Source organism: Microbacterium sp. LWO14-1.2 (assembly GCF_038397715.1).
GTDB lineage: Bacteria > Actinomycetota > Actinomycetes > Actinomycetales > Microbacteriaceae > Microbacterium.
In genome coordinates, this window is the sequence record NZ_CP151633.1 from 2,555,575 (window position 1) to 2,579,747 (window position 24,173).

Annotated in this window: 23 protein-coding genes and 1 pseudogene; 13 read left to right on the forward strand and 11 right to left on the reverse strand. The window is 64.3% G+C overall.

Translation table 11 applies throughout. The features are described from left to right. Nucleotides 1-26: 26 nt before the first annotated feature. Genes MRBLWO14_RS12230 through MRBLWO14_RS12240 form a run of 3 tightly spaced genes read right to left on the reverse strand, consistent with a single transcriptional unit; the run spans nt 27 to nt 4,911 of the window. Nucleotides 27-1,409, reverse strand: a complete 1,383-nt coding sequence (locus tag MRBLWO14_RS12230; RefSeq protein ID WP_341933433.1) for an aldehyde dehydrogenase family protein — start codon at nt 1,407-1,409, stop codon at nt 27-29. A gap of 20 nt (nt 1,410-1,429) precedes the next feature. Next, entirely contained in the window at nt 1,430-2,731 is a 1,302-nt protein-coding gene (locus MRBLWO14_RS12235) for a dihydrolipoamide acetyltransferase family protein (protein ID WP_341933434.1), read from the reverse strand. Nucleotides 2,732-2,733: 2 nt separating this feature from the next. Continuing rightward, nucleotides 2,734-4,911, reverse strand: a complete 2,178-nt coding sequence (locus MRBLWO14_RS12240; RefSeq protein ID WP_341933435.1) for a thiamine pyrophosphate-dependent enzyme — start codon at nt 4,909-4,911, stop codon at nt 2,734-2,736. Nucleotides 4,912-5,066: 155 nt separating this feature from the next. On the opposite strand from MRBLWO14_RS12240, the gene MRBLWO14_RS12245 reads away from it, so the two are divergent. From MRBLWO14_RS12245 to MRBLWO14_RS12280, 8 genes are all read left to right on the forward strand, one after another. Then, the gene (locus MRBLWO14_RS12245; protein ID WP_341933436.1) at nt 5,067-5,609 is read left to right on the forward strand and encodes a VOC family protein; all 543 of its coding nucleotides are present in this window, start codon (nt 5,067-5,069) and stop codon (nt 5,607-5,609) included. A 7-nt stretch (nt 5,610-5,616) separates the two neighbouring features. Further along, entirely contained in the window at nt 5,617-6,285 is a 669-nt protein-coding gene (locus tag MRBLWO14_RS12250) for a GntR family transcriptional regulator (RefSeq protein ID WP_341933437.1), read from the forward strand. A gap of 74 nt (nt 6,286-6,359) precedes the next feature. Further along, nucleotides 6,360-7,646: an acyl-CoA dehydrogenase family protein gene (locus MRBLWO14_RS12255; RefSeq protein ID WP_341933438.1), complete on the forward strand. Its 1,287-nt coding sequence runs from the start codon at nt 6,360-6,362 to the stop codon at nt 7,644-7,646. Nucleotides 7,647-7,701: 55 nt separating this feature from the next. After that, the gene (locus tag MRBLWO14_RS12260; protein WP_341933439.1) at nt 7,702-8,265 is read left to right on the forward strand and encodes a flavin reductase family protein; all 564 of its coding nucleotides are present in this window, start codon (nt 7,702-7,704) and stop codon (nt 8,263-8,265) included. A 39-nt stretch (nt 8,266-8,304) separates the two neighbouring features. Then, nucleotides 8,305-8,694, forward strand: a complete 390-nt coding sequence (locus MRBLWO14_RS12265; RefSeq protein WP_341933440.1) for a RidA family protein — start codon at nt 8,305-8,307, stop codon at nt 8,692-8,694. Between the two features lie 262 nt (nt 8,695-8,956). Further along, nucleotides 8,957-10,213 (forward strand): M24 family metallopeptidase, encoded by a 1,257-nt coding sequence (locus tag MRBLWO14_RS12270; RefSeq protein ID WP_341933441.1) that lies wholly within the window; start codon nt 8,957-8,959, stop codon nt 10,211-10,213. 141 nt (nt 10,214-10,354) lie between these two features. Beyond that, complete coding sequence (locus tag MRBLWO14_RS12275) at nt 10,355-11,410, forward strand: LacI family DNA-binding transcriptional regulator (RefSeq protein WP_341933442.1); 1,056 nt, start codon at nt 10,355-10,357, stop codon at nt 11,408-11,410. A 37-nt stretch (nt 11,411-11,447) separates the two neighbouring features. Further along, the gene (locus tag MRBLWO14_RS12280) at nt 11,448-12,314 is read left to right on the forward strand and encodes an NAD(P)-dependent oxidoreductase (protein WP_341933443.1); all 867 of its coding nucleotides are present in this window, start codon (nt 11,448-11,450) and stop codon (nt 12,312-12,314) included. 364 nt (nt 12,315-12,678) lie between these two features. On the opposite strand, the gene MRBLWO14_RS12285 is transcribed toward MRBLWO14_RS12280, so the two are convergent. Continuing rightward, entirely contained in the window at nt 12,679-13,302 is a 624-nt protein-coding gene (locus MRBLWO14_RS12285; RefSeq protein WP_341933444.1) for an NADPH-dependent F420 reductase, read from the reverse strand. 112 nt (nt 13,303-13,414) lie between these two features. On the opposite strand from MRBLWO14_RS12285, the gene MRBLWO14_RS12290 reads away from it, so the two are divergent. After that, nucleotides 13,415-13,897, forward strand: coding sequence for a MarR family transcriptional regulator (locus MRBLWO14_RS12290; protein ID WP_341933445.1), 483 nt, complete (start codon nt 13,415-13,417; stop codon nt 13,895-13,897). Nucleotides 13,898-14,045: 148 nt separating this feature from the next. Then, a pseudogene (locus tag MRBLWO14_RS12295) lies at nt 14,046-14,425 on the forward strand (pyruvate carboxylase); the annotation flags it as partial. A gap of 453 nt (nt 14,426-14,878) precedes the next feature. Here the strand turns inward: MRBLWO14_RS12295 and MRBLWO14_RS12300 are convergent. The 5 genes from MRBLWO14_RS12300 to MRBLWO14_RS12320 all read right to left on the reverse strand — a co-directional run bounded on the left by MRBLWO14_RS12300 (nt 14,879) and on the right by MRBLWO14_RS12320 (nt 18,671). Then, on the reverse strand, nt 14,879-15,754 hold the full coding sequence (locus MRBLWO14_RS12300; protein ID WP_341933446.1) for a DUF3037 domain-containing protein: 876 nt from the start codon (nt 15,752-15,754) through the stop codon (nt 14,879-14,881). After that, a complete protein-coding gene (locus MRBLWO14_RS12305) occupies nt 15,751-16,581 on the reverse strand; it encodes a hypothetical protein (RefSeq protein ID WP_341933447.1) in 831 nt (276 codons plus the stop codon). Before MRBLWO14_RS12305 ends, MRBLWO14_RS12300 begins: the two co-directional genes overlap by 4 nt. A gap of 114 nt (nt 16,582-16,695) precedes the next feature. Further along, nucleotides 16,696-17,262 carry a hypothetical protein gene (locus MRBLWO14_RS12310; RefSeq protein ID WP_341933448.1) on the reverse strand — a complete coding sequence of 189 codons (567 nt, stop codon included), beginning with the start codon at nt 17,260-17,262 and terminating at the stop codon, nt 16,696-16,698. Then, nucleotides 17,255-17,866, reverse strand: a complete 612-nt coding sequence (locus tag MRBLWO14_RS12315; RefSeq protein ID WP_341933449.1) for a helix-turn-helix domain-containing protein — start codon at nt 17,864-17,866, stop codon at nt 17,255-17,257. The genes MRBLWO14_RS12310 and MRBLWO14_RS12315 overlap by 8 nt, the downstream gene beginning before the upstream one ends. Further along, nucleotides 17,850-18,671 carry a hypothetical protein gene (locus tag MRBLWO14_RS12320; protein WP_341936249.1) on the reverse strand — a complete coding sequence of 274 codons (822 nt, stop codon included), beginning with the start codon at nt 18,669-18,671 and terminating at the stop codon, nt 17,850-17,852. Before MRBLWO14_RS12320 ends, MRBLWO14_RS12315 begins: the two co-directional genes overlap by 17 nt. On the opposite strand from MRBLWO14_RS12320, the gene MRBLWO14_RS12325 reads away from it, so the two are divergent. Further along, nucleotides 18,602-19,132 (forward strand): helix-turn-helix transcriptional regulator, encoded by a 531-nt coding sequence (locus tag MRBLWO14_RS12325; protein WP_341933450.1) that lies wholly within the window; start codon nt 18,602-18,604, stop codon nt 19,130-19,132. The genes MRBLWO14_RS12320 and MRBLWO14_RS12325 overlap by 70 nt on opposite strands. A 7-nt stretch (nt 19,133-19,139) precedes the next feature. On the opposite strand, the gene MRBLWO14_RS12330 is transcribed toward MRBLWO14_RS12325, so the two are convergent. Together MRBLWO14_RS12330 and MRBLWO14_RS12335 are read right to left on the reverse strand one after the other, a co-directional pair. Then, entirely contained in the window at nt 19,140-20,603 is a 1,464-nt protein-coding gene (locus MRBLWO14_RS12330; protein ID WP_341933451.1) for a relaxase/mobilization nuclease domain-containing protein, read from the reverse strand. Nucleotides 20,604-20,605: 2 nt separating this feature from the next. After that, nucleotides 20,606-21,124, reverse strand: coding sequence for a hypothetical protein (locus MRBLWO14_RS12335; RefSeq protein WP_341933452.1), 519 nt, complete (start codon nt 21,122-21,124; stop codon nt 20,606-20,608). Between the two features lie 300 nt (nt 21,125-21,424). Between MRBLWO14_RS12335 and MRBLWO14_RS12340 the strand changes: the two genes are divergently transcribed. Both MRBLWO14_RS12340 and MRBLWO14_RS12345 read left to right on the forward strand, forming a co-directional pair. Next, nucleotides 21,425-22,309, forward strand: coding sequence for a hypothetical protein (locus tag MRBLWO14_RS12340; protein ID WP_341933453.1), 885 nt, complete (start codon nt 21,425-21,427; stop codon nt 22,307-22,309). Continuing rightward, nucleotides 22,302-24,173 carry a hypothetical protein gene (locus tag MRBLWO14_RS12345; RefSeq protein WP_341933454.1) on the forward strand — a complete coding sequence of 624 codons (1,872 nt, stop codon included), beginning with the start codon at nt 22,302-22,304 and terminating at the stop codon, nt 24,171-24,173. Before MRBLWO14_RS12340 ends, MRBLWO14_RS12345 begins: the two co-directional genes overlap by 8 nt.

The window sequence follows — 24,173 nt, forward strand, 5'->3', positions numbered from 1 at the left end:
GTGAGCTCCTCACGCCGCGTGGTGGGTCAAGCGACCCACACGGTCTTGAGATTGCAGAACTCCCGGATACCCTCGGCGGAAAGCTCGCGGCCGTAACCGGAGCGCTTGATGCCTCCGAAGGGCAGCTCGGGATAGGAGATCGTCATGCCGTTGACGAAGACGGCGCCGGACTCGATCGCCTTGATGGCGTGGTCGATCTCCGCTTCGTCCGAGCTCCAGAACGCCGAGCCCAGGCCGAAGTCCAGACTATTGGCGATCGCCAGAGCGTCTTCGAGCGAAGCCGCCTCATACAGGCTCGCGACCGGTCCGAAGGCCTCCTCCTCGAACAGGCGCATCTCGGGGGTGATCCCCGCGATCACGGTCGGCGGGTAGAACCAGCCGTCGGCGCTGTCATCGAAGGAGCCGCCCACGATGATGCTCGCGCCCTTCTCCCGGGCATCGTCGACGAGCTCGACGATGTCGTCGCGGCCCGAGGAAGTGGCCAGGGGGCCGATGTCGGTGCTCGCATCCTGCGGATCACCGATCCTCAGCTGTGCCATCTTCTGGGCGAACTTCTCGGCGAACGCGGCGTATGCGTCGGTGTGCACGATGAAGCGCTTCGCGTTGATGCAGGCCTGGCCGTTGTTGGTGGTGCGGGCTTTCACGGCCGTCTCCGCGGCGGCATCGAGGTCGGCGGAGGGCATCACGATGAATGGATCGGATCCGCCGAGTTCGAGCACGACCTTCTTCAACACGTCTCCCGCGATCGACGCGACCGAACGCCCTGCCGGCTCCGAACCGGTCAGGGTGACGGCAGACACGCGCGGGTCCCGGATCACGCCCTCAACCCGTCCGGCACCGATGAGCAGGGTTGAGAAAGAGCCTTCGGGGAACCCAGCCCGGGTGAAGAGGCGGCCGAGGTATACCGCGGCCTGCGGCACATTCGAGGCGTGCTTCAAGACGCCGGCGTTCCCCGCCATCAGAGCCGGTGCGGCGAAGCGTACGACCTGCCAGATGGGGTAGTTCCACGGCATGACGGCGAGGACGACGCCGAGCGGGTCGAAGCGCGTGCCAGCCCGGGTCGCTCCGACGGCGGAGGGGTCGTTGAGGGTGCGTCCGCTGAGGAAGGCTTCGGCGTTCTCCGCGTAGTAGCGCATGGCGTAGACGGACTTCGTCACCTCCCCACGCGATTGTGCGATGGGCTTGCCCATCTCGTCGGTGATCATCGCCGCGACCTGCTCGAGGTCTGCTTCCAGTAGATCGGCGGCGGCGTTCATGAGTTCGGCTCGTCGTGCCCACCCTGCCGCATTGAGCTGGGGCACGGCGGCGCTGGCGGCGGCCAGCTTCTGCTCGACGACATCGTCGCTGTCGTGCTCGAACGTCGCCAGCTCCTCCCCGGTGGTGGGGTTGACACTTCGCATGATTGCCATGGTCGTCTTCTTTCCTCAGGTCAGATCAGGATGGTGAGAGGGTTCTCGATGCGTCGCTGGAAGGCGGCGAGCCACTGGGCCGCGACCGCCCCGTCGAGCACGCGATGGTCAGCCGAGAGGGTCACGGTCATGACCTTCCCGGTCGCAAGCGCCCCGTCCGCGTCGATCACCGGCACCGACCGCGCGGCCCCGACCGCGAGGATTCCCGCCTGCGGCGGGTTGAGGATGGCGGTGAACTGCGACGTGCCGTACATCCCGAGATTGGAGACCGAGAAGCTGCCTCCTTCGAGCTCGTGCTGCTTGAGCCGCCCTGCGCGTGCGCGCTCGGCCATCTCGGCGATGGTCGCGCTCACCTCCGTCAGGGACATGCGTTCGATGCCGCGCAGGACCGGGGTTGTCAGGCCGCCTTCCGAGGCGACCGCGACCGAGACATCAGCGGACGAGAACTGGCGGATGCTGTCGCCGTTCCACGTCGCGTTCGCCTGCGTGACCTCCATGAGAGCCGCACCGACGGCCTTCACCACGAAGTCGTTGACCGAGATCTTGCGGCTCGCCGTCTCATTCACCGTCGCACGCAGGGCCATCAATGCGTCCACGCGGCAGTCGGCCACGAGGTAGAAGTGCGGCACCGTGGACTTGCTCTCGGTGAGGCGGCGGGCGATCGCCTTGCGCATCCGATCGAGGGGGATGTCCTCGTAAGCCGCTCCACTGCTCGGCGTTGCCGCTGCGGGGGTCGCATCGGAGAGTTCCTGTGCTGGAGCGGCGGAGGGAGCCGCCGTCAGGTGTGCAAGATGAGCGTCGAAGTCGCGTCGCACGATCCGGCCGTGCGGGCCGGTCCCCTGCACATCGCTCAACGCTACGCCGTGCTGAGCGGCGAGCCGGCGAACAATGGGAGTTGCGACGAGTCGGCGTGTCTCGACCTCGTCGCTCCGCTCCGCGGCGAGCGCGCGCGTCTTATCCGACAAGGCCGTCGATGCGATCGTCGGGACGGCGCTCGCCGGTTCCGGCTCTGATGGCGGGGGCGATGCCGGCGCCCCCAGCCCGATCGCGGCGAGCGCGGTGTCGATGTCCTTCTCGGTGTCGCCGGGGGCGAGCATCACGAAGATCGGATCGCCCACCGCGACGCTGTCGCCCTGGGGCACCAGGAGTCGGCCGACCACTCCGGCGACTTCCGAGAGCATTTCGACGCTCGCCTTGTCGGTCTCGATCTCGGCGATCGGCTGATTCTGTGCGATGGTCTCGCCCGCGGCGACGAGCCACGCCTGGACGGCCGCTTCCTCGGCGCCGGCGAGGATCGCGGGCATACGGATGATTTCCACCATGATCAGGATCCGAATCCGGCGCGGACGGCTTCGAGCCCCGCGACTACTTCTTCCGTGCGGGCGATGGCTGCCCGCTCCAACACACGAGAGATGCTGGGCGATGCCTCTTCGCCGGTGACACGGGCGATCGGCTGATCGAGCCAGTCGAAGAACCGCCGCTGGATCTCGTCGGCCAGCCATGCACCGTAGGACGTGCCCTGCGAACCCTGTTCGACGATCAGCACGGCATTCGTCTTGCGGATGCTCTCACCGATCGTGTCCCAGTCGATGGATGCCCGGTCGAGCCAACGCAGGTCGATGAGTTCGGCATCGATCCGGGTCTGCTCGATGGCCTCCTTGGAGTGCGCGACCATGGACAGGTAGGTGAGGACCGTGACGTCGGAGCCTTCGCGAAGCACCGCGGCCGAGCCCGGCTCGATGACGTAGTCGAGATCGCCCTCCGGGATCTCGTCGGCGGCTCCGTAGAGGTCGACGTGCTCGATCACGAGCACGGGGTCCTGCAGTGCGAGAGCCGCATTCATCAGACCGACGTAGTCCCTCGCGTTCGAGGGGGCGACGATGCGCCAGCCGGGGCTGGTCGCGAAGATGCCCGCGGGGTCCATGAGGTGCTGCGACCCGTAGCCGGAACCCATCGCGACCTTGGTGCGCAGCACCAGGGGTACATCATTGTCCCCGCCGAACATGTGACGCGCCTTGCCGATCTGGTTGAAGACCTGGTCGGCGGCCACCCACATGAAGTCGGGGTACATGAACTCGACGACCGGGCGGAAGCGCCCGTCCAGGGCGAGGCCGCCGGCGAGACCGACGAACGCGTTCTCGCTGATCGGGGTGCCCAGGATGCGCTCCTCGCCGTACTTCTTCGGCAGCCCCTTGGTGGCGCCGTTGGTGCCTCCGTTGAGGCGGTGCACGTCCTCGCCCATCACGACGATGCGCGGGTCCGTCTCCATGCGGCGGTCCATCACCTGGGAGACGGCGTCGATGAACTTCACCGGGCGCAGGGGAGTGGACTCGTCGAGCGCGGGGAGACCCTGCAACTCGGTGCCGTCGCCGCGGACGCCCACGTTGACGAAGCTCGTCTCGGGCCACAGCTTCGGGCGGATGCGGCGCTTTCCGGGACGGTCCGGGTCCGACTCGAGAAGCTGAGCGGTGGCCTCGGTCATCGCGGCCTGAACACGCTCGCGAAGGGCTGTGACACCGGCATCGTCGATGAGTCCGCGGCGGATCATGTGCCGGGCAACGAGATCCAGGGGGTCACGGGCAACCCAGTGCGCCTCCTCTTCCTTTGTGCGATACCCGAACGCACTGCCGGGATACGCGCCGTTCTGGTGGAAGAACCGGTAGACCTCGGCCTCGATGACGGTTGGACCTTCGCCCGAGCGCATCCGCTCGGATGCCTCGAGAGTTGCCAGGTGCACCGCGAGCGGGTCCATGCCGTCGACGCGCCACGAAGGAATGCCGAAGCCCTGGCCGCGGACGGAGAACCGGGGGTCCGCGGTGATCTCGTCCGCGCGGGTCGACACGGCATACAGGTTGTTCTCGACGAAGAAACAGACGGGCAGCTTCCATGCGGCAGCGAGGTTCATGGACTCCAGGACGGAACCGATCTGTGCCGCTCCGTCACCGAAGTAGTTGATGGAGAGATCCGTCGTGCCCGAGTGCTTCTGCGCCCAGGCGTTACCGGTGGCCATCGGTGCGCCTCCGCCGACGATCGCGTTGGTGCCGAGTGCGCCGGCTTCGAACCACTGCAAATGCATCGACCCGCCGCGGCCGCGGCAGTACCCCTGTGCGAGGCCGAGGATCTCGGCGAGTGTGCGCTGTAGGACGGTCTGGATGGCATCGTTCACCGGCTCGGCGGGATCGATCGTGCCGGCGCTGACGTGGGTGAGCGCCTTGGCAAGGAACTGGTGGTGCCCGCGGTGAGAGCCGTTGACGCCGTCCGTCGAACGCAGCCCGACGATCGAGCCGACGGCGCCGCCTTCCTGTCCGATGCTCGAGTGCGCGGGGCCATGGACGAGACCCTCGCCGGCGATCTCGAGGACAGTCTCCTCGAAGGCGCGGATCAGATGCAGCTCACTCAGCATGGTCCCCAGAAGTGCGGGATCGGCGGCATTCCAATCCGCGTCGGTGGTGGTCAGCTGGAACCAGTCGACGCCGGTCTGGAGTCGCTTCTTCTTCGGCATCTTCGCCCATTCCTCTCGCGCGATCACCTGACCGCTGAGTCGACGGTAGCGGAGTATCGGATCCAATACAAACGTTTGCATATCTGAATACTCCGTCGTAGACTCCGGATATGGGTACGGTGTATCCAATTTTGCAGTGACAGAGGAGTCCACATATGGCTGACGCCGTGCGACGGGGTATCCCCGGCATCCGCGGGACCGACCACATCGGATTTACCGTCCCGGATCTCGAAGAAGCCGAGCGCTTCCTTGTCGACATCCTCGGTTGCGACCGCGTCTACACCCTCGGATCGAAGCAGTCCGAGGATGACTGGATGCACACCCATCTGGGAGTGCATCCGCGCACCGTCATCAGCGAGATTCGCTTCTTCCGCCTGGGCAACGGGGCCAACTTCGAGGTGTTCCTCTACGAAGCTGCCGATGGTCAGGCCCCCCACCCGCGCAACAGCGACCTCGGCGGATATCACATCGCGTTCTACGTCGATGAACTCGATGAGGCGGTGCGCTACCTGAAGGAGAACGGCGTCGACGTCATGGGTTCGCCGACGTCCAGCGCACACGCCGCGGAGGGCCAGCGCTGGGTCTACTTCACCAGCCCGTGGGGTCTGCAGTTCGAGCTCGTGAGCTTTCCCGACGGCAAGGCTTACGAACAGTCATCCGACCGGCTGCTCTGGCACCCGGCGCACCCCGAACGATGAGCCGCGCATGTCGATAGCGAATAGCACGCTCATCCATGGCGCGACCGGCGCTCGCATTGCGGCGACGTTGCGCGATGCCATCCTCTTAGGTCAGTACGCGCCGGGCGAGCGTATCCGTCAGGGCCAACTCGCCGACCAGCTCGGCGCCAGTCGGCTGCCCGTCCGCGAGGCATTGCGGATGCTGGAGGCGGAGGGACTCGTGACGATCGTCGCGAACACCGGTGCGTGGGTGTCGAGGCTCACGATGTCGGACTGTGAAGAGATGTATCGAATGAGGGAGAGCCTGGAGCCACTGCTCCTGGGGTTGAATGTCCCCCTCCTGCCAGACTCGGTGATCGACAGCATGGATGTCCTCGCTGACGCGATGGCGAGCACGTCGGATGTCGAGCGCTTCCTGCTCCTGGACCGCGAGTTCCACCATTCGAGCCTGCAGGCGGTGCAAACGACTGTTCTCGGCGAGACAGTCTTCCGGCTGTGGAATCGCACGCAGCATTATCGGCGGACCGCGACGCGTCTCTTCTACCGCGAGGGTGACGATGCAGTCCATCACGACCACCATCTGCTCGTCACGGCTCTTCGTCGGCGAGATGCCGAAGAGGCTGAGCAGGTGCTCCGACGGCACATCCGCCGCAGTCGATTGGAACTTGCTCGCCACCCGGGGGTCTTCGATGCATAGCGCACAGAAGGCGGAATCCCCGTGCGAGCGACGCCGCAGCCGACCACACATGACCGCGAAACATCACCGCAACAATGTCGGCTTACGATCAAGTAGAAGCAATCGTTTGCAGTTCGCCATTCGCTTCAAACGATCAACCGCCCCGAGGAGGAACACCCATGTCTGACACATTTGTTCTACCATCGACCGCCGACATCGTCGACCAGGTCATGAGGCTCCGCCCCGAGCTCGCGGAAGGCGGACGCGAGGGGGATCTCTCTCGACGCGTTCCGGAGCGTGTCTTCGAAGCCGTGCGGGCTACGGGTGCCTTCAACGTGTCTGCACCGGAGAAGTTCGGCGGGCTCGCAGCCAGTACCCGCGACGTGCAGGCTGTGACCAGCGCGATCGGCGCAGGCGACGGCAGTCTCGCCTGGATGGCCGGCATCTACAACACCGGCGCGTGGGTGCTGAGCCTCATGAGCGATCAGGCGCAGGAAGACGTCTGGGGTGAGCGCGGGAAGGCGGGCGCACTCGTCTCCATCGTGCTGGCCACCACGTCAGAAGCGGTCGCCGTCGACGGGGGATTCCGTATCACCGGTCGATGGACATACGGCACGGGCAGCCGCGAGGCGGATTGGTCGCTCCTCGGTGTGCCACTCAAGAACGGTGCGGGCGAGATCGTCGACGCCGGTGTCGCGTTGATCCCGCGCGAGGACCTCACCTTCGAAGATGACTGGTTCGTCGCCGGAATGAAGTCGACCGCGAGCGTGACTCAGCTCGCGACCGACGTCTTCGTGCCGAGTCATCGCATCTTCCCGTTGACTGCCGCGATCGAGGGCGAGTACATCGGCAGCAACCACGGGACGTCGTACCGGACGATGTTCGTGCCCTCTCTCTTCATGAACCTGGTGGGACCACACCTCGGAATGGGGCGCGCGGCATTGGATTTCGTCGTAGCGGCGGCGGAAACGAAGTCGATCGCCTTCACGGGATACGACCGTCAGGCTGACTCCACGATCTTCCAGTACACGCTCGCGAAGGCCGCCGTGCAGCTTGCCGCGGCCGAAGCGCTGGCAGAACAGGTCGCCGACGAGATCTACCGCACGGCAGAGCGGGGAGACTATGCGCCGTACGCCGACCGGATCGCCCTGCGCGCGAAGGCGGGCTGGGTCATCGATACGATCACTCAGCTCATCGGCGACCTCGTGACGGCGCACGGTTCCGCAGGGTTCGCCGATTCGTCGGTTCTCCAGCGGATCTGGCGCGACCAGGCAGCGGCGGCCCGACACGGGCACACCCTCTCTGCGAGCGGCTACGAGGCTCTGGGCAGGGTGATGGTGGGCCGTGAAGGCGATGCCCGCTTCGTCTTGCCCGTCGTATGAGTCCCGAGCTGTACCCGACTTCGGAACCAACCAAGTGAACGGTGAGAAAATGACCATGACTGAGACGCCCTCCGCCATCTCCGCCGACGACTTCCGCTTCGCCTTCCGGTCGCATCCGGCCGGCGTCGCGATCGTCACCGCCGACGCTGGCGACGGACCGGTCGCGATGACCGTCAGCTCTGTCGCGTCCGTGTCTATCGACCCGCCGACTCTCGTGTTTTCCGCGTCAGCCCTCTCTTCGAGCACGCCGACGATCCTCAAAGCCGAGACGGTCGTCGTGCACATGCTCGCCGCGGATCAGATCGCGCTGGCCAAGCTGGGGGCGCAGCGCGGTGTCGACCGATTCGGCCCGGACGTCGAGTGGGGGCGGCTCCCCACCGGCGAGCCCTACTATCCGGGGGCGCACTGGCTGCGCGGGCGGGTCGTACAGCGTGTGGATGCCAACGGCTCGACCCTCATCCTCGTCGAGGCGATCGAATCCAAGCTGCACGGCGACGATGTCGACAAGGAGCCCGTGCCCCTCGTCTATCACAACCGTCGGTGGCACACGCTCTCGGACCGATCCTCGCTTCCGACCTCGTCCGTCCCGTTCTGCGTCGTCTACGGGCGAGACGAATAACACTCGTTCGACAATCCGCAACAACAAGGAGCAATGAATATGACCAACGAACGCATCTCCCGTATCCCGGCGCCCGTGGTGCCCGGTATCTCGGACAGCACTCGCGTTACCGCGGGCGAGCTGGTCTTCATCTCGGGCCAGGTCGGCTTCGAAGAGGACGGCTCCGTCCCCACCGACTTCGTCCGTGCCATCGAGCTTACGTACGGCGAGTTCGAGCGCGCTCTGAACGCGGCTGGCGTGACGTACGACGACCTGGTTCGCGTGAACGTGTACATCACGGAGCTGGACCAGGAGAAGCTATACACCTGGCGCGAGACGCGCAACCGCATCATCAACACAACCACGCCTTCCGCGAGCACCGTCATCGGTGTCCACTCGCTCTACAACGGCGCCACGATCGAGATCGACGGCATCGCCGCGGTGCGCTGACGGCCGACAGGGTGGGCATCCTCGCTTCATGAGCAGGGAAGCCCACCCGGAGGCGCTCTGTCTGCGCTCCATACATCACGGCGCTGCCCACCCCGCCTGTTCCGCGGTCGGGTGGTGAGTCGGACGCCAAGTGGCTACCTCGCGTTCGTCGTGGGGAAGCGGTGGCGATTCCCCAGGAATCGGCCTCCGTGCGTGAATGCAATCGTTTGAATTTACGGTAACGTCGACTATGACAACCGTCCCGACAGAGAGGCCGCCACTGATGGCCGAGGCCGCCAACACTCCCCGACCGCTCCTGACGCCCGGACAGATGGGTGTCGACTACGAGATGCGGGTCGATTTCTCCCGCCTGCGGGATTACCGCCTCCAGCGCGCCCAAGCGGCCCTGGAAGCGAGCGAATGCGGCGCGTTCCTCTTGTTCGACTTCTACAACATCCGCTACACCACGTCGTCCTGGGTGGGAGGCGCTCTGGGCGACAAGATGATCCGGTACGCCCTGCTCACACGAGGCGGCGAGCCGCACCTGTGGGACTTCGGTTCCGCGGTGAAGCACCACCAGCTCTATTCGCCGTGGTTGAAGCAGGATCACAATCACCCTGGTTTCCTCGGCTTCCGAGGCGCGGTAGCTCCCACGGCGGGTCTCATGGTCGACGCGGTGACCGAGATCAAGGGCATCTTGAAGGACATGGGTCTGCACAATGCACCCGTCGGGATCGACATCGTCGAGCCTCCCTTCCTGTTCGAGATGCAGCGCCAGGGCCTCACGGTGGTCGATGCCCAGCAGCACATGCTCGATGCTCGCGAGATCAAGAGCTCCGACGAAATCATGTTGCTGAACCAGGCTGCGGCGATGGTCGACGGCGTGTACACCGACATCGTCGAGGCGCTGAAGCCTGGCGTGCGCGAGAGCGACATCGTCGCCATGGCCGCGAAGAAGCTCTACGAGTACGGGTCTGACCAGGTGGAAGCGATCAACGCGATCTCCGGCGAGCGATGCAACCCGCACCCGCACAACTTCACCGATCGGATCATCCGTCCGGGAGACCAGGCGTTCTTCGACATCATCCACTCGTTCAACGGCTATCGCACGTGCTACTACCGCACGTTCAGCGTGGGCCGCGCCACGGGCCCGCAGAAGAGCGCCTACTCCCGCGCGAGGGAGTGGATGGACAACGCCATCGCCGCCATCAAGCCGGGTGTGGGCTCGGACGAGATCGCGTCCTTGTTCCCCACGGCGGAGACCCTCGGCTTCGAAGACGAGTTGTCGGCCTTCGGGCTGCAGTTCTGCCACGGCCTCGGGCTCGGACTCCACGAACGACCGGTCATCTCGAGACTGAACAGCTACCGCGAACCCGTCGAGATCAAGACCGGAATGGTGTTCGCAGTCGAGACCTACTGCCCCGCAAGCGACGGTTACTCTGCCGCGCGCATCGAAGAAGAGGTCGTCGTCACGGAGGAAGGGCCGGTGATTCTCACGAAGTACCCCGCCGACGAACTCATGGTCGCCAACCCCTATTGAGCGAGGGAAACATCTCACGAGAGCGTGGGTCAGAGTGACGGCGTCATTCGCGCGGACCGAGACCCCAGGGGATCGGTCCGCGTGACGGGGAGCGCGGACTCCCTGCGCCGGGGACGAATCAACGGGCGTTACAGTGCGAATATGGCCGAATCTCGAGTACCGAATCTGAAGGACGTCGCCCGTGAGGCCGGCGTCCATGTCGCCACTGCGTCGCGAGCTCTGAGTGATGACCAGGCCCACCTCGTGAGCGATGCGACCAAGGCCAGGGTGGTCGCCATCGCCGAGGGGCTCGGCTATCGCACCAACGCGGTCGCACAGAGTCTTCGCCGGGGAAGGACGGGCACCATCGGTGTCGTCGTCGCCGACTTGGCCAACTCCTTCGTGGTCTCCTTGCTGCGGGGGATCGAGCACGAAGTCCGCACTGGCACATACACGCCGCTCGTCGCCGAAACCCACGACGACCCGGCGATACTTCGCAGCGTCGTGACACGGCTGCTGCGCAATCAGGTGGACTGCATCATCCTGAGCGCCGCGCAGGTCGACGATGAGGACTTCGTCGCAGACCTCGAGCGGCGTGTTCCGGTGGTACTGGCGGTGCGAGGATTCGGTTCCTCGGCGCAGTCCGGAATCGAACGACGCCATCTCGAAGTGTTGCCTGATGACTTCGTCGGTGCCAGGGTCGCGGCCGGCCACCTCCTGTCCCTGGGCCACCGGCGCATCGCACAGATTCCCGGTACGTTCCAGATCTCTTCGTTCGTCGAGCGGGCGCGCGGGTTCGAGGCGGCTCTGCGTGAGCATCCAGAGGCCGCGGACGTGTCGACCGGTGCCCACGCGCCGGACAGCAATGTCGAGGAAGGGCGACGTCAGGCAGAGATGCTTCTTCGTCAGCCACCTGACAGGCGGCCGACGGCGATCTTCGTGCACAACGACCTGATGGCGATCGGCGCCATCGATGCGATTCGAGCCGCCAGATTGCGTTGTCCTGAGGACATCTCGGTGGTCGGGTACAACGACGCGCCGCTCGTCGACCATCTCAACCCGCCGCTCACGACGGTGCGTATGCCCGGTTTCGAGCTGGGGCGTCGCAGTGCGCGCATAGCATTCGATCTCCTAGAAGGAGTGCGGCCGACCGAAGTCCGTCAGACGCTCGAGCCCGAGTTCATCGAGCGCGGCTCGACGACCGCATACTCACCCTGAGCTTCTTCTCTCCCCTCACCACCGAACGGAGTTTCTCGTGACCACTGTTGGTTTCCTCGGCCTCGGCACCATGGGTGCAGGCATGGCTCACCGTCTCATCGATGCCGGGCACGACGTGCTCGTATGGAACCGCTCGAGCGGTCCACTGGAGCCACTCGTCGCTGCCGGGGCCCGCGCGGCCGAGACACCAGCCGAGGCCCTCTGCGCCGGGGTCGCGATCTCCATGCTCGCGAACGATGCGGCCGCCAACGCGGTTTTCACGGATGAGTCGCTCCGCGCTGCGGCCGGCTCGGTGCACGTGAACATGTCGACGCTGAGCCTGGACACCGTGCGGAATCTGGCCGAGCGGCATCGTGCGGCCGGCGTCGATTATGTCGCTGCTCCTGTGCTGGGTCGTCCTCACCTGGCAGCCAGCGGTGGTCTCAACATCGTCACAGCCGGCTCCGAGGAGGCACTCGACCGCGCCGAGGAGTTCCTCTCTGTTCTCGGCAAGCGCACCTGGCGCCTAGGGCACCAGCCCGAGCTTGCGAATCTGGTAAAGATCGGCGTCAACTACAACCTGATCCACACGCTACAGGCTCTGGCGGAGTCCGTTAATCTGATCGAGCGGGGAGGTGTCGACGGGCCCACCTTCGTCGAGATTCTGACGGATGCCGCCTACACCGGAAGTGCTTACACGGGATACGGAAAGATGATCGCGGAGCGCGGTTACAAGCCCGTGGGGTTCTCCGCGGAGCTAGGGCTCAAAGACCTGATGCTGGCTCGAGCCGCCGCAGGAGAATATCGAGCAGCATTGCCGACCGCACCGGTGCTCACCGAGATCTTTGAACAGACCTTGCGCGATGAGGAGCTGGCTTCTCTCGACTGGTCGGCCATGGCAGAGATCACGCGCCGCCAGTCCTGAGCGGGATTGTCGAATCCAGGCCCGCCATCGGCGGCTGGCACGTTCTCGCTCAGTGCAGTGACTTTCGCCGAGTGACAATGACCTATCGCTCGACGCGCTTAGCCAAGGGCGAATGCCCGCTCGTAGGTTGACGTCCGAGCGCCTGGGTGGTCGTGATCTCGACGAGTGCGAGGGTGCGAACGCGTCCATCGACGTGTTACGTCGATACGCGGCACCGTCTCGACGGGCGCAACGCGATGCCGATCGTGTAATCCAGAAGACCGCCTTGCCCGCAGCTGATTATTGAGCGGGTGTCGTATCTCTAACGGCGGACGGCGGACGGCGGGCGAGCTGTGACGCAAGGCTGCGCCCGCCGGTCACAGCGTCAGGATCGGACCGCGAAACCTCCGGTCCATGCGATCTCTTCGCGGACAGCAAGGACGAGCTGGAGGAAGCCGACGGCTTCCAATTCGCGTGCGCGCTTGAGCGAACCGGCGTCGGTGACGGAGACGCCGCCCGACGAGATGAGTTCGGTGAGATAAGTCTTGGCCTGCTCGTCGTCCCCGGCGATGATGACGGTGGTGGGGACGCCTCCGACTTCGCCACTGCCGAGGGTGGCGGCGAAGTTGGTGTTAAAGGCCTTGATGACCTTCGCGTGGGGGAGTGCGCTCTGGAGTTGCGCGGCGGCGGAGGAATCGGCGGGGACGGTGAGTGCGTCAAAGCTGTCGAAGTCGACGGGGTTGGTGACGTCGACGACGATCTTGCCGTTCAGCTGCTCCCCGTAGGCCGTGATGACGTCTTCGAGCGCGGGGTAGGGAAGGGCGAGCACGACGATGTCGCCGGCAAGGGTCTCTCCGAACGCGGTGGCAGTGCCGTCGAACTGGGCTGCGAGAGTGTTTGCCTTGGCGGCGTCGCGTGCGATGACCTGCACGGATGCGCCGCCCTTCGCTGCGATGCTGGCGATGGCCGACCCCATGTTTCCCGTTCCGATGACGGAGATGCTTGCCATGTTCTTTCCTCCTGATCAGTTTCAGTTGCATATACAACTATCAAGGTGAACCTGGTTGCAGGTGCATCTATTCCCGTAGGCTGACGAAATCATGACTTACACGGTGCCGCGGATGACGGAGGAGCAGTCGCGCGCCTGGCTTGCGCTGGTCTGGATGGCGGAGCTCCTTCCTGCAGTGCTTGATGCGCAGCTGCAGTCCAACGCGGATTTGACCCACTTCGAGTTCATGGTCCTCGGCACCCTGAGGCAGGCCTCGAAGAGCGCTCTTCGGACGAAGGATCTCGCTGCGGCGGTGAATGCGACGCCTCCTCGTCTGTCACGCGTTCTGAGTAAGCTGGAGGCTCGAGGCCTCGTCGAACGCGCCGGGGGAACGACGGACGCTAGGGTCGTGAACGTTCGTCTCACCACGACGGGGCGGCGGGCGCTCGTCCGGGCGGTTCCTGACCACATCGCGCTCGCGAAGGAGCTTGTGATGGACCAGCTGTCGGAGGAGGATCTCGGCTCTCTCGCCCGCATCCTGGAACCCCTCGTTGACCGGCTCGACCCACACCGACGGGTCGGCTTCACCGCTGCCGGACGCGCCTCACTCGACTGAGGCGCGTCCGGCTGGGGCGCGTTTGACCGGGACTCTCATGTATCGGTTACCCCGTCAGGGCGCGGCTCGCCCGACCCAGCTGGCCGTCGCTGGCCGAAGCTGCGTAAGCAGGCGGGTGAGAATGAGGAGCGGTCGTCCCGGGTTCGGGGAGCCCAGAATGAAGTTGCCTGAACTCGACCCACTCACAGCCCGTAATTGCCGGGCACCGTGCGCGGCTACTCGAACTTGGACCGCGAGGCTTCGCGACCGCTCTGCGCGCAAGAGGCCTTGGGCGTCACGGAGACGACCTACTGTGACGCGCATCAGTCTCTATTCGCGACATGAGTTCGCACGAAAGACCTCGTCAGGATCGCACCGTACGGGGTCCGCGTCACACCGGAGTTGCTCGCTGTTGAGGCGTGGGGCGGTGCGACCTTTGATGTCGCGCTCCGCTTTCTCGGGGAGGGCCCGTGGGAGAGGCTCGCCGCGCTCCGAGAGACCGTGCCGAACCTACCGATACAGATGTTACTCCGCGGCCAGAACACCGTGGCTACGCGGTCGCTGAAGTAGGTATGGCGTAAACCGGAAAACCTGTGAACCCGCCCCCGAGCTGCGCAGCCCGCTCGCGAACGTACAACAAGCTGGCACAGGGGCTCGCAAGATGGCAAGAGTTGCGCCGGATAGTTGCGATGAGTGGTCTTATCGTCGGTAAACGGCCGGGCGGAGAACTGAGAAGGGGTTCGCGCCGATAATCTGGATAACTGTTGTTATCGTCGGCAATGGGCTAGACGTTGAAGTGAGATAGGGCCGAGCCGGTGTGCGGCGTTTGAGCTGTCGCCGAACGGGATCGCGGGGGTCTGGTCGTCGGTGAGCAGATCAGGCCCGGGGGCGGGCTCGCCGAATCGAAGGCGCCGAACTCAGCCTTGCCGAGGGTGGGGCACCGTCCTGAAGCGGGCCCGTCGCTCAACGCATGGACAGCCGGTCGTGAGTGATGTGCGAGCTCTAGGCGTGGAAAAGATCCCGGGCTTCGACCGCGATACGGTCCATCTCGGATCCCGGCACGGCGTCGACGCCCAGGGTGCGCCAGGCCTCGAGGGCGGCATCGAAGACGTCCCACGTCCGAGAGTCCGCGCTGCGAGGAGGTTCTTGGAATACCACCGAGACCGGCACGTCGGATTCGGCCGTGCGCTCCTCCTGACCGGCCGCGACGATCGCGCCGCTATCCCGCAGCCGCGTGACAACGAAGTTCCACGACTGCAGTTCCTGCTCCAGTGAATCGGTGTCCTTCACGTCGAACGCGAACGCATGCGACAGCTGATCGACGTGATCATCGACGACGGCGAAATCAAAACGACCGCGCTGCTTGCCGACCAGGGCTCGAGGTCGTCTCAGTAATGATTCTCCGAGCTCGAGGCTGCTCGTGCGCAGATACAGGTCGCTCAGGTGCTGGACGAGCCGGGTTCGAGTCTTCGAACGCGGGCTGATGTCGGGGGTAGCTACGAGAACGGAATAGAGGAAGCCTGCCGCGTCCTCTGCAGACACCGCTTCCACGGGCGCAGGGCTGCTGAGCTGAAGTGTGTTGTTGAAGCGGTGAGAGAGCAGCGAGAGCCACGCTCGGCTCACCGTTTGAGGTTCCAGCGATGCGAACAATGCAAGCGGGGGATGCTCGTAGTCGCGCACGGAGCGCTCGAGACTTTCGAGCCAGGGCCGGATCGCTTGCGCGTCGCCGCCGATACGACTGGCGCGACGAAGATTTGGTGCAGATCGAATAGCCCAGTCGCCGCCGTCGCGCCCGACGATGACGGCCACGTTGACCCTCTCGCCTCGGGCGACGTCTGGCACATAGCGAACGAGCCAATAAAGGTATGGCTCGTTCATCGTGGATTTCCTGTCTGGGTAGCTGTGGGGAGCGAGGCGAGTCCTCGTACTCGCTGGGCGACTGCCGGTGCCCGTCGATACAGAAGCCACCCCATCGTTTCCAGGTCGCCGCTGGGGATACCCCATTCTACGGGCACCTGGGACATCACCCGCAGAAGCTCCTCTGGGGTGACTGCTTCGATGCGATCGGCGACCTCCAAGAGCCGCTGCTCGTTCAGGCCTGACGGTGGTTGCCGGAAGGATCCATCGATGCCCTCGAGACTGCGCAGGACCTCGGAGTCCCAGTCGCCCTCCCCAGTGGTGAACCACAACCCGTGATCGTACGACCAGACGGAGGACTGCGCGGCAGCCTCATACAACCATTGCTCGTCGTCGCCGAGACACCAGTCCCACAACGCGACGAGCGCCGCTTGCCTACGCGCGTTGTCGTCTCGCCGGGTGTAGCCGAGAGCATCGTCGTCGATGGCGCCACCAACGTGTCGGGACGCGTGCGCGGTCACGGCGTTCGGGACGGGCGGTCCGGGATACATGTCCCACGTCATCGATGCGGTGGTGATTGTGGCAAGAGCCCTCTTGCATACCGGAGCGCCGATGAGCGCGCCGACGCCCTCCACGATCACTTCATTCGCGAGAACGTAGTTTCCCTGGGGGTTGCCAGGCACTTTGAACCAGTACTGCAGACCATCGTCCGCGATGCCCAAGAACGCACCGGCGCCCGAGGATCTTGCGCGCTGAAGGGGCGCGCGGAGGATGATGCTCGCGACGGCGGGCTCGTACGCCTCAAGCTGCCCGGCCCAAAGGCCGGGATCGTCGAAGTGCCGGGACATGCCTTGAACCTATCGAACGCTCACGGCCAACCGACGCATTGTGCCGCGACCGGATAGAGTCCACGGCCGCGAAGCTCCGAACACAGGAATGCTGGACAGCCGTGACGTACTTGCTTACCCGCTGAATGAATCGTTCGCGCACGCCTCAGCCGCGTTGGCTACGTCCACGAACCGGCCCTCGCGGATTGCCGTGATGGGTGAGTCGTTTCCTAACCAGGGATTGCTGCCGACGAACCACGCTCTAGCGACGTCGTCGCCTTCAGCGGTGCTGATCTTCTGCCAGGCGTCGTAGGCGCATTCCAGCCGAAGCGAGGCGTAAGCACTCGGCAGCGGCCCATCCGGAGAGCCCCACCCTGTGGCGGTGCGGAGGTCCTTCGAGCCGGCGAGAGTGGACACGAGCGTCGGCCCTAGGACCGCCGTCAGGCGGCGGGCGAGAGCCCCAGTGGGCGCCGCGTCCGTCCAGCCAATGGCCTCCACGTGCCTTCGTTCGGTGTCGATGACCAGGTCCAGCGCTTCCCGCAGCTCGGTCCGAGCCTCCTCCGGGCTGAGCTCTCCCGTCAGAATGCGCTGAGCGCGGTCGAGATCGCGCGCGTTCAGCTGCTTACCCTCGAGTTGGTGGCCCTTGTCGATGGCAGCGAGTGCGCGCTTCGCCTCTTCGGGCGTCGATGATCGCTTATCCATTCTCTTCCGTGCCCTCCCGGATCAGGTTGACGATTTCCATCGGGTCTAAGCCGACAATCAGCCAGGTCCGCGGCGAAATCGGCTTGTCGGCGATCGTGAGCTCGGCACCTACCCCAGACATGAACAGCTGTGCTCGCTCGGGAGTCCAGTCCTCCGGGATAGCCCGCAAGATGTCGCGAATACCGGGGAGCACACCGAGCAGTTCATCGAACTGCCATGCGGGGTAGCGGCGTCGCTTTCCCACGGTGAAGAAGTAGAGCGCTCCTTGATGCGCGCGTCGCCGCACCTGTCGCACGCCGATCCCGAGGAAGGCGGCGGTCTCGTCGTCACTCAGAGAGTCGACAATTGCGTCGATTCGCGCTCTGAACTCAGGGCGGAGCCGGCGCCCCGGATCCTCCGGATCTGGCGGGGCGAGGACGTCCGCACCCCGGTCTGCGATGAACGCCGTCATAGTGGTCAACAGAGCGCTCACCAGCTTTCCGTCGCGCCCCTGCTGCGCAGCCGTCTCAATGAGCAGATTCAAGGACTCCGAAACTGTGTCAGCGTCGGCTTGAGTCCATGGCTCCGATCCCGCGCCCGCCGCGTGCTCAACGGCCGATGTCATAGGAGTACTTCTCGAGAATGCCGGCGACGACGTGTGGATTCATGCCCAGGTCGAGCCAGTCGCTGGGGGAGCGGTGCCGACCGTCGACTGCAAGTTCCATACGCGGGGCGGCCATGAAGTAGTGTTCTGCGGCCAACGGCCAGTGCTCCGGGATGGCGGGGGCGACGACCTCTATGCCGGCGACGACAGGCTTATCCGGCTGGGGTGAGAACTGCCAGGACGGATAGAGCGCTTGACCTTCGTGTGTGACCCGGCGGAGGTATCCCGCCTTTGTAAGGCGCCTCAACGCGGTCTCGGTGATGCGAAGTCGAGCCGCCGCGCCCTCCGGGGCGAGCGTCGCAGCCGCCACGGCGTCGCTCGGCCCGCGCCCAGATCGCGGGGGCTTTTTGCGAACCAGGTCTTGGATGCGGCGTTCCCGGATCGCGATCTCTCGGAACTGTGGCCCCGTGCGGAGGCTTCGGCTGACACCCTTGTCAAACTCGACGAACCCTCGCTGGCTCCACTTCGACAGAACGAAGTACCTGAAGCGGTGGACGGTTTGCAACCGCTCGGATGGCTCCCACCCGGCAAGAAGCGAAGGCGCTCCGTTTGTCTCGGGTAAAAGGTGCTCGAACACTTCGCGGAAGGTCGGCCCCTCAGAGTGTTTGCGATGATGGTGCATGACGAATAGCGAGGCTGCCAGGCCCCATTCGCGGCCGGAAGCTCCCTGGGTGAAGTCGTCGAATGCTGCGATCCATGCGGCCGGCGGGCAGCCTTTACCGCCCCACCAGGTGGCGGACTTGCGTTTTGATCGCGGATTGGGCATCGCCGCTATCGTCCTTTCGCTCTTACTCCGTCGTCCCGACAGCCTGCGCACGTCGCTCGGCCGAAAGGGGGGGCGTGGCCGATCTCGCATGCGTTGCGGATCCGCCTCCCCGCGCACAACACTATGGCTTACGCGTAAGCCCATACAAGGCTGCCATTCTCGCAACGCTTGAAGATGTGACGGACGGCGCGAGCGCAGCGGATGCAGAGTGGCAGAGGTTCGTCCTGGGGCTCTCGGTGCAATTGCGCAGGCTTCGCCTCGAGGCGGGACTGAGCCAGGAGGAAGTGGCTTCTCGCGCTGGCCTGAGCCGCTTCATCTACCGCCAGTACGAGAGCGGTGAATCCCGGCGGGGCACAGCAGCCAACCCCGCGCTTCGTTCAGTCCTTTCGATCGCTCAGGTCCTTCAGGTGCCCATTGAGGATCTTCTTCCGAAGCCGGTACCGGATCTCCGCAGTCGATAGCCGTCGACTATAGTTCCAGCTCGCCCTCAACACGCGGCGAGGTGTCGTCCTGCAAATCGAAGTCGAACATCGCCTGTCGTCTTGGTCGACGTCGTCTCGCCTCCGCGATCGAGTTAGCATCGCGGTTCTCGGGTGCGGGTGACGTCGGAGTTGACCGCGGAGCTTCGTAGTCAGCGCAGATCTCGGTGCTGGGATCAGACAGATTGAGGCTATCGTTGGCGCCGGCAGAGACCGGCGCTGGGAGACTTCCGGGAGAGCTGCCTTCAAGCTCTACGCGGAGGTCGTCCAAGTCGCGTTCTCTCTGCAGGTCGCTCGTCGGTGCGCCAGTCGCAGAGTCGCTCGGATCCGCATCGCCTGTCGCCGCTGACGGGATGTCTCGCGGAGGCTGCTGTTCAAGCGACCCCCGCGCGCGGAACGGTTTTGCGCGCTCATTCTCGAACTCGGCCCAGTAGATGGCCATGCGGGCCTCGACTTCTCTTTCGTCCTCCGCGGTCAAGACGAATGTCATCGTGCGCGCAGACCTCGCGATCGCGTCGAGCTGGCTGGTGATCCGTTGTTCGAGGGCAGTTACGGTGTAACCCTCGCCAATCGTGGAACCGCGGCGGCGATCGCTGGCCGTAGGCGCGCGGAAGGATCCGTCGTGCATTCGACGCATCATGCCAAACGACACGAGATCATCTCCCTCCGCGCGTTCCACGCTCACCCCTTCGGTCCGCGCGTTTGTGACAAACGTGACCCAGTCTGTCGTGCTTCGGGCCGTCACTGCACTGTCGATGCGGTGCTTCAGAACGAGCAAGCTGAATGGCTCGAGCCGACGTGCTGTGCCCGACTCGGCAGTCGCGCGCAAGGCTTGCCACTGTGCGTGGCGCGTTGCCTCGATCAGTGCGCGCTGCTCCTTCGTTGGCGCGCGGCGGAGCCTGCTGGACTCGCCACGATCGCGGCGATCCAGCGCGTCGGTGTATGCCTGTCTCAAATCGTCGGGCTGATGGAATCCCTCGCGCTCCAGAACCGCCTCGTGCGTCTCGACCAGACGCGCATGCATGACCACCGAACTATTCAAGCTGTCGCCCGTCTCAGTGTTCACGCTCGAGGCGACCAAGTGGTTGTGGAGGCAACCGCCGGCGCCATCCCGCTGTGTAACGACGAGCACTTGCCGTCCTGCGAACACCTCTTCGGCGAGTGCAATCCCGAGGTCCTGTGCGGTCATCCAATCGCTCGGATCGGCCGGGTCGAGCTCATCTCTTGCTGAGAAACTCTGGATGACGTGATAGGCCTGCACGTACGCCCCGGGCTCGTTCTTACCCCACCTCTCGCGGACATCTCGCATCTGGTCCCGGGCCAGCGACACGAGCAGCCCACCCGTCCCGGATGCCATCACGTAGCGCTCGCCGCGCTGATCGCTCTTGGGCTCGAGGACGTAACGAATGAGGTCGTCGGCGGAGCGTGTGGAGCTCGCCATCACGACAGCCATATCTACTTCACGCCTCGCTCGGGAAGACCGCGTTGCACTAGGTGAGCGATGCGCCGTTCGATGTCATCGGGGACATGCCGCAGGTCAGCCGCGGCCTGCAGAGCATCTGCGAGTTCCTCGTAGGGAATCTTCTCCTCTTTGGCAAGCCGACCAGCGATTCGATTGAGGTCGCCGCCGATGCGTGCGATGTACCGCCGCATCGGCGCGAGCTCGTATCCGAGTCGCTCCGAGATCGCCCAGAGGCCCCACTCGGATGCGTTCCCGCCGCCGCGCTGAATGGCGAGAGCGCGGGCCTCGATCTCTGCAGCGCTCTTCTTGTCGCGCACTAGGAGTCGAACGGCCTCGCTGAATGTGACGTCCTCAAACGCGCGTCCTGACCGCACCGCGATCGCTTCGCGCAGGTCCTGAACGCTGCGCTCCTCCTCTTCGCTGAAGCGGATGCTGCGGCGTTCACCGAAGGTCGTCTTCTTTCGGCGCGTGTGACTCGTCGTCTGCTTCTTCGCGTTTCCGGTCGCTGCCATCTGTCGGTCCACCTCGATCGAGTTCCTAGCAGACCGGCCCACTGCTTGCTCGTATATGAGCGTTTCATCACCCTATCGCATAGACGGCAAGCAGTTTATCTGTATGACGCTCTATCAAGTGACCTATCCGGAGCCGGCCGGTAATGGGTTCGCTAAAGAGTCCGGAGCGCACGCCTCGCAGGGGCCGTCCGCGTCTCTGCTAGGTTCTAGCTGACGGCGAGTTCCTAGCGGCCACCCGTCGCCGACGCAGGCTCGATCGCCAGGAAGTCGGCCGTGTCGCGCTGACATCCAGGAGCACTCATGACCCACGAGAGGGACATCGTCGAAGCTCGGCGTTACCTCTCGCGTATCCGCGTCTGGCCCAAGGCTCGAAACCTCCATGTCGAGGCTTGGGTCGAGAACTTTGAGCACGGGATTGACCGTGAGGTTGCGCACGCGCTTCTTGACTCCTTCGTCTTCATCAACGATGATCACCGGATCGCCGCACTCAGTTCAACCATCCGATCGCTATCGACGCGACCCGAGTTCGGGGATGCGTCCGCTCGGGTCGAGGCGTGGGAGAGATTCCTTGGGGAGGCGATCGCCTCGATCCCGCTTTCATTCGCGGGCGATGGCGCGGCCTCGGGATATCAATACCTGCGAACAGCTCGCGCGTTGGGCTTCGCCAGGTGCATCGACAGCGAGCGCTTGATCCACGAGTTGCTGAGCGCCAAGACGCTTCGACCGATCGTTTTCCTGGACGACATCAGCGGAACCGGGGGACAGTTTATTGCGAACTGGGAGCGCGTCTACTCGACTCAGGCTGGGAGATCCTCTCTGAGGAAGCTTGCCGCTGAGCAGCGCCTTGGGGCTGTGTACTTTGTTCCGATCGTCGCGACCGAACTCGCCAAGGCTCAGATAGAGGCTCGAACAGAAGCGGTCGTGCATCCCGCGTACCTCCTTGGCGAGGATTACTCCGCAAACTCTCCTGATACGAGACTTGTCCCAGACAGCCTTCGTGAGCATCTCATTGAGGTCGCGACGCGCCACGCTCCCTCGACCGGCCTCGACGCAGATGGCCCGTTGGGTTACAAAGCGCAAGGTCTTGCCGTGAGTTTTCAGGACAAGGCCCCGAATAACACTCTGCCCATCCTTCAACCAGCCCGCCCCTCGCCAACATGGAAGCCTTTGATCAGCGATGACTGATAGCAACGTTCTGGAGAAGTTGAACCGGGCGTTGGGCTCTGTACGCGCGGAATACTCAGACGACGACGAACTGTATGGTCGACTTGCTCTGCCTGTCTACGTGCATCAGCTCGCCGGCATCACGCCTACATTCCTCGTCGGAGGTCGAGGCACGGGGAAGACGACGACCTTGCGCGCTCTCGGCTTCCGCGGGCAACATCAACTCTCGGGAAGCGTTGACCCGCGCGATTGGGAATCAATTGGTGGCTACTGGAAGGCTGAGCCTACGGTCGTGTCGGTTTTTCGTGGCAAGGGGATCGACTCGACGACATGGGAACGCGTCTTTGCTCACTACTTGAATCTTCGTTTGAGCTCGCTCGTCGTTGAGTACGCCGTGTGGCTGGCATCCAATGGGCAGGCTGTCGACATCGACACTCATCACATGTCGATGTTCTCGGGGTCTTGCGGACTGAAGAACGCCGCTAGCCTTCAGTCGCTACAGGCCAACATCGACATGGCCATTGTCGAGATTGAATCGAAGGTCAACGGGCGTGTGTCTGAACTCGCCACGTTGCCAACGTCCATCCTCGGCAAGCCGATCGAGTACCTCTTTGCGGCACTCGGCGGCCTCCAGGTTTCTCTCTCCAAGCCGTTCGTCTTCTGCGTGGATGAGTACGAAAACCTCTCGGCAGACCAACAGCGGCTTCTCAATACGCTCGTGAAGCAGGTTGGAGGAGCGCCCTTCACTTTCAAGATTGGGGTCCGTAATAAGGTCGCGATCGAGCGAGCGACCATGATCGAGGGCCAGCCGCTTCAGGACACCGCTGACTTCGCCACAATCGACATCGTGACTCGGCTGAAGGACGCTGGATTCAAGAAGTTTGCCGAATCCGTAATCACCCGCCGCCTCAGTTCCGAGGGGCTGGCGCATTTGCCGCTCGACCAGCTGCTGCCGGGGCTAACGCTGGATGCGGAAGCGGAGCTTCTGGGCGCAGAGGCACTCAAGGAGACTCTGCTTCACGAGGTCCGGTCTGACGGTGGGTCGGAAGAAGAAGTGGCCTTCGCGGCCGATCGGAACCTCGTTGAGGCTGCGTTGATCGTTCGATGGGCGGAGCTTCACAGCGAACAGGTGATTGACGTCGTACGGTTCGCTCTCCGATGGCCGTCTAAGTGGAAGACGCGTGTCGGCAACTACAATCACGCGGTGTTGTTCACCGTTCGACAGCGCAGTGTTGGGGAACGTAAGTACTACACGGGATGGCGCACCTACCGCCAACTCGCAGATGGGAACATTCGTTATCTTCTTAGGCTTGTCCAAGAGGCGTTGCGCCGCCACGTTGAGGAAGGTGCAGGGCTCGAAGAGCCCGTGTCACCCTTGAGTCAGACGCTCGCGGCAAAGCGTGTCGGGGAGATCACCGTTCGCGATCTTCAGGGCTGGTCGACGAGAGGGGTTGCACTGACTCGACTCACGGTCGGGCTCGGAGGACTGTTTGGGTCGCTCGCTCGTTCAAGTGCCTTGACTACGCCGGAAGTCGTGCAGTTCCGAGTTCGCTATTCTGGCGCGACCGTCCCCGAGGCAAGTGTTGACGCGCTACTGGCTGAGGCGGTTGGTCAGGGTGTTCTCGTAGATTTCGTCGGCAATAAAGAGGCTGCGGAACGAGGGCGGCCGCCGGAGCTTGACTATCAACTCCACCCTGTGCTGGCTCCCGCGTTCGTCTATAGCCATCGAAGTAAGCGTCGACTCACAATTCCTGCGGATGACCTAATCGCGTTGACGCAGCGTGAGACCGCGACCGCGGCGTTCAAGCGCATCTTGTCCTCGAGCAATGATGACGGAGGCGCTCCCCCGGACCAATTGGATCTCTTCGCCGGGCTAGGTGTATGA